Genomic DNA, 15,378 nt, shown 5'->3' on the forward strand with positions numbered 1-15,378 from the left:
GGTGTCAGCTCGCGCTAGGAGCTGAACGCGTAGTCGTCGAGCGGGAAGCGGCGGCTACGCCAGTACGCCTCGATCGTGCTGGCCGGCCGCAGTGGCACATCGCCGTTCTTGTCGAAGTAGTAGCTGTTGGCCAGCTTGCAGCTGTCCTGCCAGAAAATCTGGCGGTGCCGCTTGCGCATCATCTCGGCGAAGTAGCGGTCGTTGGCTTCCTGCGTCACCTCGACGCGGCTGGCATTGCGGCGGTGGGCGCGCTTCAGGCAGCGCACGATGTGGTGGGTCTGCGCCTCGATCAGCGCGAAGTACGACGATCCCACGTAGCCGTACGGCCCGAACACGCTGAAGAAATTCGGGAAGCCCGGGATGCTGACGCCCTCGTAGGCCTGCAGCCGATGCTCGTCCCAGAACTGTGTCAACGACCTGCCGCCGGACCCGCTGACCGAATAGGTCAGCACGCTGTCGGGGTCGAGCACCTTGAATCCCGTCGCGAGGATCAACACGTCGACATCGTGGATCTCGCCGTCGTCTGTCGCGACGCCGGAGCCGGTGATCTTGTCGATCGGCTCGGTGACCAGCCGGACGTTGTCACGGTTGAACGTGGACAGATACGTGTTGTGAAAACCGGGTCGTTTGCAGCCGACGGCGTAGCGCGGCGTGAGCTTGTCGCGCACCTCGGGGTCGTCGACCTGCTTGCGCAGATACGCCTCACCGACCTTCGACATGTTCTTGGCCATCGGGTTGACCGTGAAGTACTGCGCCGGCAGCGCGAAGGTGAGCTCGACGTAGGCCTGGCTGAGCAGTCGCTGCACGTTTTTCCCGCCGGGAAGCCGCATCATGCGCTGTGTCCAGTGCGACAACGGCACGTCGAACTTCGGGAAGCACCAGATCGGCGTGCGCTGAAAAACGGTGAGCTGCTGGACAATCGGCGCGATCTCGGGAATCACCTGGACGGCCGAGGCGCCGGTTCCGATGATCGCGACGCGCTTACCGGTCAGATCCTGGTCGTGATCCCACCGCGCGGTGTGCATCGTCACGCCGCCGAACGAGTCGACGCCGTCGATGTCGGGCAGCTTCGGCGTGATCAGCACGCCGCTGGCGTTGACGAGGAACCGTGCCGTGACCTCTTCACCGGGATCGGTGCGGATGTGCCACAGTCCGGCCTGGTCGTCGAACTCGGCGCCGAGCACCTTGGTGCCGAACCGGATCTTGCGGCGCAGACCGTACTTGTCGACGCAGTGTTCGGCATAGGCCCTCAGCTCGTGGCCTGGCGCGTACGTCCTCGACCAGTTGAGGCTCTTCTCGAAGGAGAACTGGTAGGAGAACGACGGAATGTCAACGGCGATACCGGGATACGTGTTCCAGTACCACGTGCCGCCTGGACCGTCGCCGGCCTCGACTATCAGGTAGTCGCTCAAGCCGGCTCTGTCGAGCTTGATCGCGGTGCCGATGCCGGAAAAGCCGGCGCCGACGATGACAGTCTCGTAGTCAGGCACTCTCATAGGGCCTCTCCCGTCGGTGGGCGATGACGTCCAGACCATGTTTGGGCCGCAACGTCAGCGTCGCTTCGAGTTCTACCGGAACGTCGGGGCATACGTCGAATGTGAACCGCTGGCTCATGATCGCCGCCATCAGCACCATCTCCATCAGCGCGAAGCTCTGCCCGATGCAGATCCGCCTGCCGCCACCGAACGGCAGATATGCCGACCGCGGCCGATCCTTGACGGCATCCCCGATGAACCGCGTCGGGTCGAATGTCTCCGGGTCCGGCCACCACCGTTCGTCGTGGTGGATGTGGTGGATCGGGATGAGCACGGTTGTGCCGCGGCGAATGTGGTGCCCGTCGATGACGTCGTCCTCGACCGCCTCCCGCGCCATCATCCAGACCGCGGAGAAATAGCGTTGTGATTCCTGCAGACACGCGGTCGTCCACGGCAGGCGGCTCAAGTCCGCCGCGGTCGGGCGGCGCCCGCCGAGCGCGTCGTCGATCTCGGCGAGCATCCTGTCGCGAGCATCGGCATTGACCGACATCAGGTACCAGAACCATGTCATCGCGTTGGCGGTGGTTTCGTGCCCGGCGAGCATGAAGGTCAGCGCCTCGTCGCGGATCCGCTGCCGCGGCCACGTCCCGTTGCCGGCATTGAACAAGACGTTGAGCAGATCGGGGGAGTCGGTGGGGTGGGCGATCCGTTCCTCGAGCACCCCGTTGACCGCCGCGTCCAGTGCCAGTGCGATCTTCTGCCCTTCCCGCAGCGGCGGTGGCAGCGGCACACCCGAGAACGTGCACCAACTGAGCGCGCTGTAGACGGGCCGCGGCATCAGGCCCCACAGGCCGATCCGGCCCAGCCGCTCCGTGCGCCGCAGGCCGCGGGTGGTCAGGTCCTTCATGCTGTGCACCAGCGGGCCGAAGTCCTGGCTGAACAGCGCGTTCGCCACCACCCGCAGCGTGGCCTCGACCATCAGCGCGTGCATGTCGAACCGCGTCTGTAGCCCGACGTCGTCGGTGACGCGTTCGATCGGGTCGATCATCAGGTCGACGATCTCGTTGAGGTGGCGGCGCGCGAACGTCGGATTGAGTGTGGTGCGATGGTCCGCCCACGAGTCGCCCTCGTCGGTCAAGAGGTTGAGGCCGGCGGCGGCCCGGATGGGCTCGTATTCGTTGGACTTGACGTATTTGAGCCGGGCCCGGTGCAGCACGTGGTCGACGTAATCGGGATGCGTCAACGCGACGAACCGTCTTCCCGCGCAACGGAATCGGCTGATGTCGTGGCCGCGTACGTGCGCGAGGAAGCCGCCGGTGGCGTCGAAACCGATGGTGATCGCATCGCGTGACATCGTCCACGTGCTCAACCGCTGCGCCGGAGCCGCCATGAATCCACGGTAAGAGTGACAGCACGGATTCGGAATGGGACTATCGGACGCAGAGTTGGGAGTTTAGGACAGATGGCAACGACGATGTGGTCGCCCGACCTCCGGCGCCCGGTCTACACGACACGGGTCTTGTGCGAGGTCGCCAGCGAGCGCGGCATCGCGACGCCCGAGATTCTCGCGGGCACCGGGATCGAGCCAGGCGACCTCAACGATCCCGAGGCTGTGGTGGCGGCGGCAGATGAGATCGTCGCCGTGCGCAGGGTGCTGGCCGCGGTGCCGGACACCACGGGGCTGGGCATCGACGTCGGTAGCAGATTCCGGCTGACCCATCTCGGCCTGTTCGGGTTCGCGGCGATGTCGTGCGCCACGTTCCGAGAACTCTTCGACATCTCGATGCGCTACTTCTCGCTGACGATGCTCAACATCGACGTCAAGCTGTTCGAGGGTCCCGACAGCTGCCTGTTGGAGTTCCACGTCGACCATCTGCCTGCCGATGTCCGCAGGTTCTTCCTCGAGCGTGATGTCGCCGGGATCGTCATAACAATCAGCGATTTCGCGCTTTCGGTCGTTGCGGGTTACGCCGATCAGGTGAACGTCGAGACGACCCTTGACGAGCAGACCCTCGCGCCGCTGCTTCAACTTCTGCCGGTCGTGAACGTAGAGTTCGGTCGCGCGCACCACCGCCTGCACTTCCCGAGCGCGATGTTCGACGAGCCGCTGCCCCAAGCGGATAGCCACACCTTGCAGATGTGCGTCGCTCAGTGCGACCTGCTGATGCAGCGGTCCGAACAACGCCGCGGTATCACTGCGGTGGTGCGCTCCAAGCTTTTTCGCGAATCCGGCCGCTTTCCGGCGCTGCCCGAGGTCGCCGCCGAACTCGACGTGCATCCGCGCACGCTGCGGCGCCAGCTCGCCGACGAGGGCACGTCGTTTCGCGCGCTGCTCAACGAGGCTCGCTCGACGTTGGCCGTCGACCTGCTGTGCAACGTCGGCCTCACCGTCGAAGAAGTGTCAAAGCGGTTGGGCTACACCGACACGTCGACGTTCTGTCACGCGTTCAAGCGATGGCACGGTGTGCCGCCCAGCGCCTACCCGCGGTGAAGCGCGGCCTTCAGTGCCGCAAGCCCGCGGTTGGTGGCCTCGATCGCGGCGGGTACCACCAACGCGAAGCTGACGTAGCCGTGCACCAGCGTCGGTTCATTGTGCAGTTCAACGGGAACGCCTGCTGCCCTGAGTAATTCGGCGTAACGGGCGCCGTCGTCACGCAGCGGGTCGTACTCGGCGGTGCCGATGAATGCGGGCGGTAGATCAGAAAGATCGGCGGTGTTGGCCGGAGCAAGTGTGGGCGGAAGTTTCGCGGGCTCGCTCAGATCCATGTCGGGCAGGTACCAATGCATGAACGCCGCCACCACGTCGCGGTCCAGGATCGGGCCGTCGGCGTTCTCGGTGAACGACGGGAGCGTGGTGTCGCCCGTTGTCGGCGGGTACCACAGCAGCTGAAAGACCAGCGGCGGTCCGCCCTGATCACGGGCGAACTGCGCCATCACCGCTGCGATGTTGCCGCCCGCCGAATCGCCGGCCACTGCGATACGGGCCGGATCGCCGCCCAATTCGGCGGCGTGCTCCCCGACCCAGCGCAGCGCCGCCCATGCGTCGTCGATGCCGGCCGGCCATGGGTGTTCCGGCGCAAGCCGGTAGTCCACCGACACCACGATGGCCTCGGCTCCGACCGCGTGGTCGCGGGCCACCGCGTCGTGGGTGTCCAGGTCACCGATCGACCAGCCGCCGCCGTGGTAGAAGACGACCACGGGCAGGTTGTCGTGCTGCGCAACCGGCGGCCAGTAGATCCGCACGGGAATATCGGTGATGTCGCCATAGCCGATCGTGCGTTCCTCGATCCGCATTTCCGGCAGGTGCTCGGGGTCCGCTTTCAGTTGCCGCATCTGCTCGCGGGCCACCTCGACACCGTCCTCCACAGAGAACTTGAACGGGAGCACGTCCAGGAGCGCCTGCATCGTCGGATCGATGCCCGGCCGCGATGTCGGGTCAGTCATTGCCTTACGTTAGCGCGGCACGCAATGCCGACAGGCCGCGTTCCATCGCTTCGGTCGCGGCAGGCACCACGCCCGCATAGCCCAGATACCCGTGAATGAGCGTCTTGGCATTGTGCAGTTCGACGGGAACACCTGCTGCGGTCAGCAACTCCGCATAGCGGGCGCCGTCATCGCGCAGCGGGTCGTGGCCCGCGACGGCGATATAGGCCGGCGGCAGGCCTGCGAGGTCCTTGGCCCGTGCCGGCGCAAGGGTGGCCGGCATGTCAGACAGGTCCATATCGCCGACATACCAACGGGAGAACCCTCTGACGGCCGTGCCGCCGAGTATTGGCGCGTGGGCGTTCTCGGTGAACGACGGAAGCGACGTGTCCCACGTGGTCGCCGGATACCACAACAATTGGAAAGCGATACGCGGACCGCCTGCATCCCGCGCCAGCTGCGACATCACGGCAGCGAGATTTCCGCCCGCCGAGTCTCCCGCGACGGCCAACCGGTCGCCGTCGGCGCCCAGCTCCGCGGCGTGGTCAGCCACCCATTGTGTTGCGGCCCAAGCATCTTCGACCGCGGCGGGGTACGGGTGTTCGGGCGCCAGCCGGTAATCCACCGACACCACCACGGCGCCGCCGCCGACGGCATGGCCGCGGGCCACCCCGTCGTAGCTGTCGAGATCGCCGACGCACCATCCTCCTCCGTGCAGATACACCACGACGGGTGGCCGCTCACGGCGTGCTTGCGGCCAGTACAGCCGGATCGGGATCGGCCCGGCCGGACCCTCGATAGTGCGGTCCTCGGTGCGCACGTCCGGATAGACGTCGCGCCGCGGCAGTTCGCGGAAGCGCTGCCGCGACGCCTCGACACCTCCCTCGGTTGTCAACGCAAACGGAACCGCCTCAAGTACCTTCTGCAGGATGGCGTCGACCGCGGGCTTCTCGTCAGCAACGGACATGGGGACACCGTACGCAGATCGCCGCACCACGGGATTGTGGGTGGCGGCCGCGCTCACCGGAGCCGGTTACGGGCTGTTCCTCGTGGTCACGGCGCTGCGGCTGCCGTCAGGCGCCGAGCTCACCGGCCAGTTCTGGCTGCAGCCGGCGGTCAAGGCGATGGCGGCGGTGTTGCTGGCCGCGGCCGCGCTGACCCATCCGATCGCGAGGGAGCGCCGCTGGCTGATCGGCGCACTTCTGTTCTCCGCGGCCGGCGACTTTCTGCTGGCAATGCCGTGGTGGAAACCGTCCTTCGTGCTGGGCCTGGCGGCGTTCCTGATCGCCCATCTGTGCTTCCTGGCCGCGCTGATACCGCTGATGAAGCGCTCCGCGCCGCGGCTGGCGGCCGCGGGGGTGACGGTCGCTGCATGTCTGGCACTTCTGGTGTGGTTCTGGCCCCGGTTGATCGCTGAGGGCATGGCGGTGCCGGTCAGTGTCTACATCGCGGTGCTCGGCGCGATGGTGTGCGCGGCGCTGCTGGCCCGGCTGCCGACACCGTGGACGGCGCTGGGTGCGGTGTGTTTCGCGGTGTCGGACGGGATGATCGGCATCGGCAAATTCGTGCTGCAGTCCGAGGAGCTGGCCGTGCCGATCTGGTGGGCGTACGCGACATCGCTGCTGTTGATCACCGCGGGATTCTTCTTCGGCCGCGCGTCTGTGTCCTCTGCTACAGCTTCGTAAGTGACGACCACCCGCCAGCAGGCTGAGCACGAGCCCATCGCGCGTGTTCTGCCGATGCTGTCGGTGCCACATCTGGACCGCGAATTCGACTATCTCGTCTCGGCCGACCAGTCCGACGATGCGCAGCCCGGCGTGCGGGTACGGGTCCGGTTCCACGGCAGGCTGGTCGACGCGTTCGTGCTCGAAAGGCGTTCGGACACAGACCATGTCGGCAAGCTCGGCTGGCTTGACCGAGTCGTGTCCGCCGAGGCGGTACTGACGCCGGAAGTGCGCAGGCTCGCCGATGCGGTGGCGGCGCGTTATGCGGGGACTCGCGCGGACGTGTTGCGGCTGGCGGTGCCCCCGCGGCACGCCAACGTCGAAAAGCAAGCGGTCGCGGAGTTGGCGCCGCTCGTCGCCAAGCCAGTCGACACATCGGCATGGAGCCGATACGGGCAGGGTGAGCAGTTCCTTGCCGCGCTGACCGACGGCCGCGCAGCCCGCGCCGTGTGGCAGGCGTTGCCGGGGGAGCGATGGACCGACCGGCTCGCCGAGGCCGCCGCGGTCACGGTGAACTCGGGACGAGGAGCGCTCGTCATCGTGCCGGACCAACGCGACGTGGATGCGCTGTACGCCACCGCCGCCGAGCATGTCGACGACTCACGCGTGGTTGCGTTGTCCGCCGGGCTCGGGCCTGCGGAGCGCTACCGCCGCTGGCTGTCCGTGCTGCGTGGCGGCGCCAGGCTGATCATCGGGACGCGCAGCGCCGTATTCGCACCCGTCGCGGACCTCGGGCTGGTGATCGTGTGGGACGACGGTGACGACACGCTTGCCGAACCCCGCGCGCCCTACCCCCACGCCCGTGAAGTGGCGATGCTGCGGGCCCACCAACTGCGCTGCGCGGCGTTGGTCGGGGGCTATGCCCGCACGGCTGAGGCGCAGGCGCTCGTGCGCACCCGCTGGGCCCACGACCTGGTCGCGCCGCGGCCTGTCGTGCGTGCTGCGTCGCCACGCGTCATCGCCCTCGACGACAGCGGTCACGAGCAGGAACGCGACCCCGCGGCCCGCACGGCACGGTTGCCTTCTGTCGCGCTGCGGACCGCGAGGACCGCGCTGGAGGCCGGTCTGCCCGTCCTCGTCCAAGTGCCGCGGCGCGGCTACGTGCCCGCGTTGGCGTGTGCCCGTTGCCGGACGGTCGCGCGGTGCCGCCACTGCACCGGTCCGCTGTCGCTCCCTGGCCAGGATGCGGGTTGGGCGGTGTGCCGGTGGTGTGGCCGCGAAGACCCCGCATTACGTTGTGCGCGTTGCGGTTCCGATGCGGTGCGCGCCGTGGTCATCGGCGCCCGCCGCACCGCAGAAGAATTGGGCCGGTCGTTTCCCGGCGTCACCGTGATCACCTCTGGTGGCGATGCGATGGTGGACGTCGCGCCCGAGGAACCGGCCCTCGTCGTCGCTACCCCGGGAGCCGAACCCGTCGCGGCAGGCGGCTACGGCGCTGCGCTGCTGCTCGACGCGTGGGCGCTGCTCGGACGGCAGGACCTTCGTGCTGCCGAGGACACGCTGCGGCGGTGGATGGCCGCAACCGCTCTCGTCCGCAACCGCGGCGACGGCGGCACGGTCGCGGTGGTCGCCGAGTCCACGATTCCGACGGTGCAATCGTTGATCCGCTGGGACCCGGTCGGCCATGCAGAAGCCGAACTCGATTCCAGGGCCGAGGTCGGCTTACCGCCTGCCGTCCACATCGCGGCCGTCGACGGCGCGCCGGCCGCGGTGAGCGCCCTGCTCGGCACGGCCGAACTGCCCGACGCGGCACAGCTGCTGGGCCCCGTCGACCTGCCAACGGGTGCGCGCAGGCCGCCCGGCGTCTCGGCGGAAGGAACGGTGAGTCGGATGCTGGTGCGGGTGCCACGCGATGGCGGGCTCGCACTCGCCGCGGCGCTGCGGCGGGCGACCGCTGTGCTCAGTGCGCGCCACGAGCAGGAGCCGACTCGTGTGCAAATCGACCCGTTGCACATAGGGTAATGCAGACGTTGCGCGACGTGCGGTGAAGGAGGTGGGCATGCGGCGGGTCCTGAAATGGCTGATCCCATTGGCGCTCATCGCCTTTGGCGTGCTGTGGCCGCTGGTTTTCAACGGCGGCTCCACAGCCTCAGACGTCGACGACCCGGTGGCGTTCAGCAATTACAAGGCCGACTTCGTCGTCAACGGCGACGGCACGCTCGACGCGGTCGAGACCATCACCGCAGAATTCCCGGGCGGCCGCCACGGCCTCTTCCGCTACTGGGACGTCGCCAACCCCAACAGTCCGCGTGTCCGGCAAAAACCCGAGATCACGTCGATCCTGCTCGACGGCGAGCCGGTCTCGTATCAGATGCTGTGGGAGGGCGGCGAGCGGTTCAGGGTCGCCAAGATCGGCGAAGCCGGCCGCACGCTGAACTGGGGCACCCATGTCTTCGAGATCCGCTACACGATCCCCGGTGTCCTCGACCCCGGCAGCACCGGCGCCGACAAGGTGTTCGCCCAACGGACCGGCGACCCGAACTCGACGTCCACGTTCTTCTGGAACGTCATCGCGCCGTCGTGGAACAACAGAATCGACCAGGCCAACATCTCGATCACGCTGCCCGGCAACGTGTCTGGTGCACAGTGCTCGGTCGGCTACGGCGTTGGGCGTGCCTGCCGCGATCTGACAACGACGGGAAACAAGGTCGAGCTGTCCGCGACGAACCTGCCGCCACGCACGCCGGTGACGGTGCGCGCGGGGGTGGACGTTCCGACGCCGGCGCGGATCACCCTGCCGTGGCCGTACACCTGGGACCGCATTCTCGGACAGTCGTTGACCGGTGTGGCATGGGTCGCGGGGCTCACGGTGCTGTTCGGGCTCGGCGCGTTCCTGTGGTACCGCACCACGGTCGAGCCACCGCCCGGGTTCCCGTTGCAGTACGCCCCACCGCCGGGGCTGGGACCCGTGCAGACCGAATACATCCGGACCGAGAGCGTGCCGAAGAACGGGCTGACGGCCACGCTGTTCTATCTCGCTGAGCGGCGGTTGGTCGAGCTGAGACAAGCCACTGACAAGCAATGGAACATCAGCGGCATCGCCGAGCGTGGTGCATGGGCCGATGTCGATCCCGTCAGCGTCGCCGTCGGATCCGCGCTGAAGGTGATGGGGCGGGGCACCGAGTTCGAGGCCAAGCACACGGTGTCGTCTGGCCAGAAGCTCAACAAGGCCAAGACGGATATGGCCGCGGCGGTCAAGAAGTGGGCTTTCGACGACGGCCTGATCGTCAACCGGAAGAAGGAGCTGTGGGTCCGCACCGCGAATGCGCTTGCGTTCATCGTGATGGTGTGCGCGTTTTTCCGCTGGGGTTTCCCGACCACCATGTGGGCGCTGCCGTTCGCGGCGTTCTTCCTGTTCTCCGTGCGGTCGTGGGCGGATGGCGTCGGCACGCGGCGCACGGAGACCGGTCGCCAATTGTGGTCGCAGGCAGGCGGATTCCATCGCATGCTGGCCACTGACTCCGCGGAGACCCGTTTCGATTTCGGCGCCCGCAAAGACCTCTACAGCGCCTACGTCCCGTTCGCGGTGGCCGCGGGGGTCGCGGCGCTGTGGGCCAAGAAGTACGAGACGTCGATGGGTCAGCCTGCGCCGCAACCGGATTGGTATCACTCGTCGACAACCACCGGTTGGGGCTTTGCCGGCGGCTCGGGCGGACCCAGTTTTGACAGCTTCGAGTCGGCGCTGTCGTCGTCGATCGGTGCTTACACCGCGTCGCAGTCGTCGTCATCGTCCGGCGGTGGCGGTGGTGGCTTCAGCGGCGGTGGCGGAGGCGGCGGCGGTGGAGGAGGAGGTGGATCATGGTGAGATTCCTGCTGATCGTGGTGCTGGTGCTTGCGGTGCTGGTGCTGATCGGGTTCGTGATGGGCTACAACAAGATCCGTTCCGCCGACGTCCGCGTCGCCGAGGCGCTGTCGGGCATCGACGTCGAGCTGACTCGGCGCGCATCGCTGATCCCCAGTCTGGTGCAGACCGTGCAGACCTTCGCCGCCCACGAGAAGGGCATCCTCGACCACGTCACGAACGCCCGCGCCGCACTCACGTCGGCGACCACCGGGAAATCGGTCGCGCAGCGCAGTGCCGCGGAAAAAGACCTCGACAGCGCGCTCGCACCGTTGTTGGCGCTCGGTCAGAGCTACCCGCAGCTGAATTCGTCGAACAACTTCCTGAATCTGCAGGACAACCTCGCGGACACCGAGAACAAGCTCGCGTTCGCGCGCCAGTACTACAACGACGCCGTCGCGACGCTCAACCGGCTCATCGCCACGATCCCGTGGATGCTCGTCGCGCCGCTGACCGGGGTGTCGGAGCGCGAGTACTACCAGACCCCGCGCTGAACAGGCTCTCTACACTGGCGCGGTGCGTCTCGTCTTCGCCGGCACCCCGGAACCTGCGCTGCCGTCGCTGCGCAGGCTCATCGAATCGCCGCGCCACGACGTCGTCGCGGTGCTGACCCGTCCCGACGCCGCCAAGGGTCGGCATGGCAAGCCGTCGCCCTCCCCGGTGGCCCGGTTGGCGCTCGAGCACGGCATTCCGGTGGTGCGCCCGTCGCGGCCCAATTCCGACGAGTTCGTCGCCGAACTAACGGAGTTCGCCCCGCAGTGCTGTGCGGTGGTCGCGTACGGCGCTCTGCTGTCCGAACGGCTGCTTGCGGTCCCGAAGCACGGCTGGATCAACTTGCATTTCTCGCTGTTGCCGGCCTGGCGTGGGGCGGCACCCGTGCAGGCAGCCATCGCCGCCGGCGACGCCGTCACGGGTGCGACCACTTTCCAGATCGAACCGGCCCTGGACTCCGGGCCCGTCTACGGCGTAGTGACCGAGACCATCCGCCAGACCGACACAGCGGGGGATCTGCTCGAGCGGTTGTCGGTTTCGGGTGCGGCGTTGCTGGAGACCACGCTGGACGGTGTTGCCGACGGGTCGCTCACCGCGGTGCCTCAGCCCGCCGACGGTGTCAGCATCGCGCCCAAGGTCACCGTCGAGGAGGCGCGGGTGAGATGGGAGCTGCCGGCGCATGTGGTCGAACGGCGCATTCGCGCCGTCACGCCCAGCCCCGGCGCCTGGACGACGATCGGCGATCTGCGTGTGAAACTGGCGCCCGTCACCGTCGACGAGGAGCCAAATGATCTGGCCCCAGGCGTCATTCGGGTCAGCCGCGATGGTGTGCGCATCGGCACCGGCTCGCAACCGGTGCTGCTCGGGCAGATCCAGCCGCCGGGCAAGAAGCTGATGAACGCCGCCGATTGGGCCCGCGGCGCCCGCCTCGCACCGGACGCACAGGCGCAATGACAAGGCCGCACAACAAACGCCCGCAGCGCCGCAAACCGCTCGACCCCGCCCGGCGCGCCGCATTCGATGTGCTGCGGGCGGTGTCGGAGCGCGACGCGTACGCCAACCTGGCGCTGCCGCCGATCTTGCGGGACCGCGGAATCAGCGGCCGCGACGCCGCGTTCGCGACCGAACTCGCCTACGGCACCTGTCGCACCCGCGGATTGCTCGACGCCGTCATCGGAGCGGCCGCGGGTCGTTCTCCCGAAAAGATCGATCCCGTGCTCCTGGACCTGCTGAGGCTGGGCACCTATCAGCTGTTGCGCACCAGAGTCGAACAGCATGCCGCCGTGTCCACCACGGTCGAACAGGCAGGAATCGAATTCGATTCGCCGCGTGCGGGTTTCGTCAACGGTGTGCTGCGGAAGATCGCTGGGCGCGACGAGCAGTCCTGGGTCGACGAGCTCGCGCCCGCCGCCGAGGAGGACCCGCTGGGGCACACCGCGTTCGTGCATGCTCATCCGCGCTGGATCGCGCAGTCGTTCGCAGACGCGCTCGGCGCCTCTGCCGGGCAGCTGGATGCGCTGCTTGCCAGCGACGACGAGCGTCCGTTGGTTCACCTGGCCGCCCGGCCCGGCGTGCTGACAGCCGAGGATCTGGCGGCACAGGTCGACGGAACCGTGGGGCGCTATTCGCCGTACGCCGTGTACCTGGCGGGCGGCGATCCCGGCCGCCTCGAACCCGTCCGCGACGGCGCCGCGCTGGTGCAGGACGAGGGCAGCCAGTTGGTGGCGCGGGCGCTGACGCTGGCCGATCTCGACGGGCCCGACGCCGGCCGCTGGCTCGACCTCTGCGCAGGGCCCGGCGGCAAGACCGCATTGCTTGCCGCACTGGGTGACAGCGCGCGTGTCACCGCGATCGAACCCGCCGCGCGGCGCGCCGACCTTGTCGAGCAGAACACGCGCGGACTTCCGGTCGAGGTGCTGCGCGTCGACGGTCGCGAACCGGGTCTGGAGCCGGGCTTCGACCGGGTGCTGGTCGATGCCCCGTGCACAGGCCTGGGGGCGCTGCGCCGCAGACCCGAGGCTCGATGGCGGCGCCAGCCCGGCGACGTCCCTGCGCTGGCGAAGCTGCAGCGTGAGCTGCTGGCCTCGGCGATCCGGCTGACCCGTCCCGGCGGCGTGGTGCTGTACGCGACGTGTTCGCCGCATCTGGCCGAGACGGTAGGCATCGTCGCCGACGCGTTGCGAAGGCATCACGTGACCGCGCTGGACACCCGGCCGCTGTTCGAGCCCGTCGACGATCTGGGTGACGGTCCGTACGTGCAGCTCTGGCCACACCGGCACGGCACCGATGCCATGTTCGCAGCCGCCCTCAAAGTAGGGTGACCGCATGGCAGTACCCCTCATTGCGCCATCGATACTGGCCGCCGACTTCTCCCGGCTGGCCGACGAAGCCGCCGCGGTGAACGGCGCCGATTGGCTCCACGTCGACGTGATGGACAACCATTTCGTGCCCAACCTGACCATCGGTCTGCCGGTCGTCGAATCACTTCTGCGCTACACGGACATCCCGATGGACTGTCACCTGATGATCGACGACCCGGATCGCTGGGCGCCGCCATACGCCGAGGCCGGCGCGTACAACGTCACGTTTCATGCCGAGGCGACCGACAATCCCGTCGGCGTCGCCCGCGACATCCGCGCGGCAGGCGCGAAGGCCGGACTTTCGGTGAAGCCGGGCACACCAATCGAGCCTTACCTGGACATCCTGAGGGAGTTCGACACACTGCTGATCATGTCGGTCGAGCCCGGTTTCGGTGGGCAGAAGTTCATCCCGGAAGTGCTACCGAAGGTCGGGACCGCGAGGCGGCTGATCGACGCGGGCGAGCTGACCATCGTCGTCGAAATCGACGGCGGTATCAACGAGGACACCATCGAAGCGGCCGCCGAGGCGGGCGTGGACTGCTTCGTCGCCGGCTCCGCTGTGTACAGCGCCGAGGATCCCGCGAAAGCGGTGGAATCGCTGCGCCGCCAGGCCGCGACCGCATCCAAGCATCTGACGCTATGAACCTCGAGGCCGCCATGGCGCTTGCCGTCGAGCAAGCCGACCGGGTCAAGGGCCGCACCTATCCGAATCCGCCTGTCGGCGCGGTGATTCTGGACCGCGAAGGCGAGGTCGCCGGCGTGGGTGCCACCGAGCCGCCCGGCGGACCGCACGCCGAGGTGGTGGCACTGCGGCGCGCCGGTGAACGGGCCGCCGGTGGTACGGCGGTCGTGACACTGGAACCCTGCAACCACCACGGCAGAACTCCGCCGTGCGTGGATGCCCTTGTCGCATCAGGTGTTTCGACCGTCGCATATGGAGTAGTCGATCCGAATCCGGTCGCGGCGGGCGGCGCGTCGCGACTGGCCGAGTCCGGCATCAAAGTGGTCGCTGGTGTGCTGTCCGACAAGGTCGCCGGGGGACCGCTGCGCGAGTGGCTGCACAAGCAACGCACCGGGATGCCGCACGTCACATGGAAATTCGCCACCAGCGTCGACGGCCGTAGCGCCGCCGCCGACGGCACCAGCCAATGGATCACCAGTGACGCGGCGCGGGTGGATGTGCACCGCCGCCGCGCTGTCGCCGACGCCATCGTGGTGGGCACTGGCACCGTGTTCTTCGATGATCCCGCGCTGACCGCCCGCCTGCCCGACGGCAGCCTGGCGGAGCGCCAGCCACTGCGGGTGGTGGTGGGCGAGCGGGAAATATCTTCGGAAGCAAGGGTTTTGAACGACGACTCGCGGACGATGGTGATCCGGACGCGTGACCCGCACGAGGTGATCAAGGCGCTCTCGGATCGTACCGACGTGCTGCTGGAGGGCGGCCCCACGCTGGCCGGTGCGTTCCTTCGCGCCGGGGCGATCGACCGGATCGTGGCATATGTCGCCCCAATCCTGTTGGGCGGCCCCATCACCGCGGTCGACGACGTCGGCGTGCTGTCGATCGCGCATGCGCAGCGCTGGCGGTTCGACGGCATCGAGCCGATCGGCCCCGACCTGCTGCTCAGCCTGGTGCCCGCATAGGGATCTCGGGTGGCGTCAGCGCGCCGACCTGATACAGGACGTCGAGTTCGTCGCGGATGCCCCAGTGCTCGCACAGGCGTCCGTCGCGGAAGCGGAAGAAGTGCGCCGTCTTCATCGCAAACGGCTTGCCGGTCGGCTCAATCCCCTGAGGGGACACGGTGTTCACACCATGTGCGGTCGCGCGGACCGCGACGGTGTCACCGGCGGCGACGATGTCGTGCACCTCGTAGCGGACCTGCAAGACCGTCGTGACGAACGTCAGAATCGCGATATAGCCGTCAGGGCCCGGCGGCAGCGGGACCGGCGAACCGTGGTCGACGAAATCGTCGGTGACCAGGTCGCGGATCTTCTCCAGCTGCCGGCGGTTCATGGCGTCCATCAATTCGGCGACAAGCGCCTGCGTCGGGGTATGCACATCACCA

14 protein-coding genes are annotated in these 15,378 nt (G+C 67.8%); 9 read left to right on the forward strand and 5 right to left on the reverse strand.

The genetic code is table 11. The features are described from left to right. Positions 1-14: 14 nt before the first annotated feature. Positions 15-1,496, reverse strand: coding sequence for a flavin-containing monooxygenase (locus ACWW36_RS21685; RefSeq protein ID WP_456138024.1), 1,482 nt, complete (start codon positions 1,494-1,496; stop codon positions 15-17). After that, positions 1,483-2,865, reverse strand: coding sequence for a cytochrome P450 (locus ACWW36_RS21690; RefSeq protein ID WP_456138025.1), 1,383 nt, complete (start codon positions 2,863-2,865; stop codon positions 1,483-1,485). Before ACWW36_RS21690 ends, ACWW36_RS21685 begins: the two co-directional genes overlap by 14 nt. Positions 2,866-2,937: 72 nt before the next feature. Here ACWW36_RS21690 and ACWW36_RS21695 point away from each other — a divergent pair, with 72 nt between their 5' ends. After that, a complete protein-coding gene (locus ACWW36_RS21695; protein WP_456138026.1) occupies positions 2,938-3,966 on the forward strand; it encodes an AraC family transcriptional regulator ligand-binding domain-containing protein in 1,029 nt (342 codons plus the stop codon). On the opposite strand, the gene ACWW36_RS21700 is transcribed toward ACWW36_RS21695, so the two are convergent. Next, a complete protein-coding gene (locus ACWW36_RS21700; RefSeq protein ID WP_456138027.1) occupies positions 3,954-4,919 on the reverse strand; it encodes an alpha/beta hydrolase in 966 nt (321 codons plus the stop codon). The two genes, ACWW36_RS21695 and ACWW36_RS21700, sit on opposite strands and share 13 nt — an antisense overlap. Positions 4,920-4,923: 4 nt before the next feature. Then, positions 4,924-5,865: an alpha/beta hydrolase gene (locus ACWW36_RS21705; RefSeq protein WP_456138028.1), complete on the reverse strand. Its 942-nt coding sequence runs from the start codon at positions 5,863-5,865 to the stop codon at positions 4,924-4,926. Between ACWW36_RS21705 and ACWW36_RS21710 the strand changes: the two genes are divergently transcribed. Genes ACWW36_RS21710 through ribD form a run of 8 tightly spaced genes read left to right on the forward strand, consistent with a single transcriptional unit; the run spans position 5,828 to position 14,956 of the window. Continuing rightward, positions 5,828-6,583, forward strand: a complete 756-nt coding sequence (locus ACWW36_RS21710; protein ID WP_456138029.1) for a lysoplasmalogenase — start codon at positions 5,828-5,830, stop codon at positions 6,581-6,583. The two genes, ACWW36_RS21705 and ACWW36_RS21710, sit on opposite strands and share 38 nt — an antisense overlap. After that, positions 6,584-8,584 carry a primosomal protein N' gene (locus tag ACWW36_RS21715; protein ID WP_456138030.1) on the forward strand — a complete coding sequence of 667 codons (2,001 nt, stop codon included), beginning with the start codon at positions 6,584-6,586 and terminating at the stop codon, positions 8,582-8,584. A gap of 37 nt (positions 8,585-8,621) precedes the next feature. Continuing rightward, positions 8,622-10,427 carry a DUF2207 domain-containing protein gene (locus tag ACWW36_RS21720; RefSeq protein WP_456138031.1) on the forward strand — a complete coding sequence of 602 codons (1,806 nt, stop codon included), beginning with the start codon at positions 8,622-8,624 and terminating at the stop codon, positions 10,425-10,427. After that, the gene (locus ACWW36_RS21725; protein WP_456138032.1) at positions 10,421-10,957 is read left to right on the forward strand and encodes a LemA family protein; all 537 of its coding nucleotides are present in this window, start codon (positions 10,421-10,423) and stop codon (positions 10,955-10,957) included. Before ACWW36_RS21720 ends, ACWW36_RS21725 begins: the two co-directional genes overlap by 7 nt. Positions 10,958-10,979: 22 nt before the next feature. Then, positions 10,980-11,909 (forward strand): methionyl-tRNA formyltransferase, encoded by a 930-nt coding sequence (gene fmt / locus ACWW36_RS21730; protein ID WP_456138033.1) that lies wholly within the window; start codon positions 10,980-10,982, stop codon positions 11,907-11,909. Next, the gene (locus ACWW36_RS21735; RefSeq protein WP_456138034.1) at positions 11,906-13,276 is read left to right on the forward strand and encodes an RsmB/NOP family class I SAM-dependent RNA methyltransferase; all 1,371 of its coding nucleotides are present in this window, start codon (positions 11,906-11,908) and stop codon (positions 13,274-13,276) included. Before fmt ends, ACWW36_RS21735 begins: the two co-directional genes overlap by 4 nt. Before the next feature lie 4 nt (positions 13,277-13,280). Next, positions 13,281-13,958 (forward strand): ribulose-phosphate 3-epimerase, encoded by a 678-nt coding sequence (gene rpe / locus ACWW36_RS21740; protein WP_456138035.1) that lies wholly within the window; start codon positions 13,281-13,283, stop codon positions 13,956-13,958. After that, positions 13,955-14,956, forward strand: a complete 1,002-nt coding sequence (gene ribD, locus ACWW36_RS21745) for a bifunctional diaminohydroxyphosphoribosylaminopyrimidine deaminase/5-amino-6-(5-phosphoribosylamino)uracil reductase RibD (protein ID WP_456138036.1) — start codon at positions 13,955-13,957, stop codon at positions 14,954-14,956. The genes rpe and ribD overlap by 4 nt, the downstream gene beginning before the upstream one ends. Here ribD and ACWW36_RS21750 read toward each other — a convergent pair. Beyond that, positions 14,937-15,371, reverse strand: coding sequence for an ester cyclase (locus tag ACWW36_RS21750; protein WP_456138037.1), 435 nt, complete (start codon positions 15,369-15,371; stop codon positions 14,937-14,939). The genes ribD and ACWW36_RS21750 overlap by 20 nt on opposite strands. Between the last annotated feature and the right edge of the window lie 7 nt (positions 15,372-15,378).

It is taken from the genome of Mycobacterium sp. MMS18-G62 (assembly GCF_053877835.1).

What these genes read in the sequence shown, in the direction of transcription:
- ACWW36_RS21695 (WP_456138026.1), top strand. Translation starts at nt 2,938, where the DNA reads ATGGCAACGACGATGTGGTCGCCCGACCTCCGGCGCCCGGTCTACACG.
- ACWW36_RS21710 (WP_456138029.1), top strand. Translation starts at nt 5,828, where the DNA reads ATGGCGTCGACCGCGGGCTTCTCGTCAGCAACGGACATGGGGACACCG.
- ACWW36_RS21700 (WP_456138027.1), bottom strand. Translation starts at nt 4,919, where the DNA reads ATGACTGACCCGACATCGCGGCCGGGCATCGATCCGACGATGCAGGCG.
- ACWW36_RS21685 (WP_456138024.1), bottom strand. Translation starts at nt 1,496, where the DNA reads ATGAGAGTGCCTGACTACGAGACTGTCATCGTCGGCGCCGGCTTTTCC.
- rpe (WP_456138035.1), top strand. Translation starts at nt 13,281, where the DNA reads ATGGCAGTACCCCTCATTGCGCCATCGATACTGGCCGCCGACTTCTCC.
- ACWW36_RS21705 (WP_456138028.1), bottom strand. Translation starts at nt 5,865, where the DNA reads ATGTCCGTTGCTGACGAGAAGCCCGCGGTCGACGCCATCCTGCAGAAG.
- ACWW36_RS21720 (WP_456138031.1), top strand. Translation starts at nt 8,622, where the DNA reads ATGCGGCGGGTCCTGAAATGGCTGATCCCATTGGCGCTCATCGCCTTT.
- ACWW36_RS21735 (WP_456138034.1), top strand. Translation starts at nt 11,906, where the DNA reads ATGACAAGGCCGCACAACAAACGCCCGCAGCGCCGCAAACCGCTCGAC.
- ACWW36_RS21725 (WP_456138032.1), top strand. Translation starts at nt 10,421, where the DNA reads ATGGTGAGATTCCTGCTGATCGTGGTGCTGGTGCTTGCGGTGCTGGTG.
- ACWW36_RS21690 (WP_456138025.1), bottom strand. Translation starts at nt 2,865, where the DNA reads ATGGCGGCTCCGGCGCAGCGGTTGAGCACGTGGACGATGTCACGCGAT.
- ribD (WP_456138036.1), top strand. Translation starts at nt 13,955, where the DNA reads ATGAACCTCGAGGCCGCCATGGCGCTTGCCGTCGAGCAAGCCGACCGG.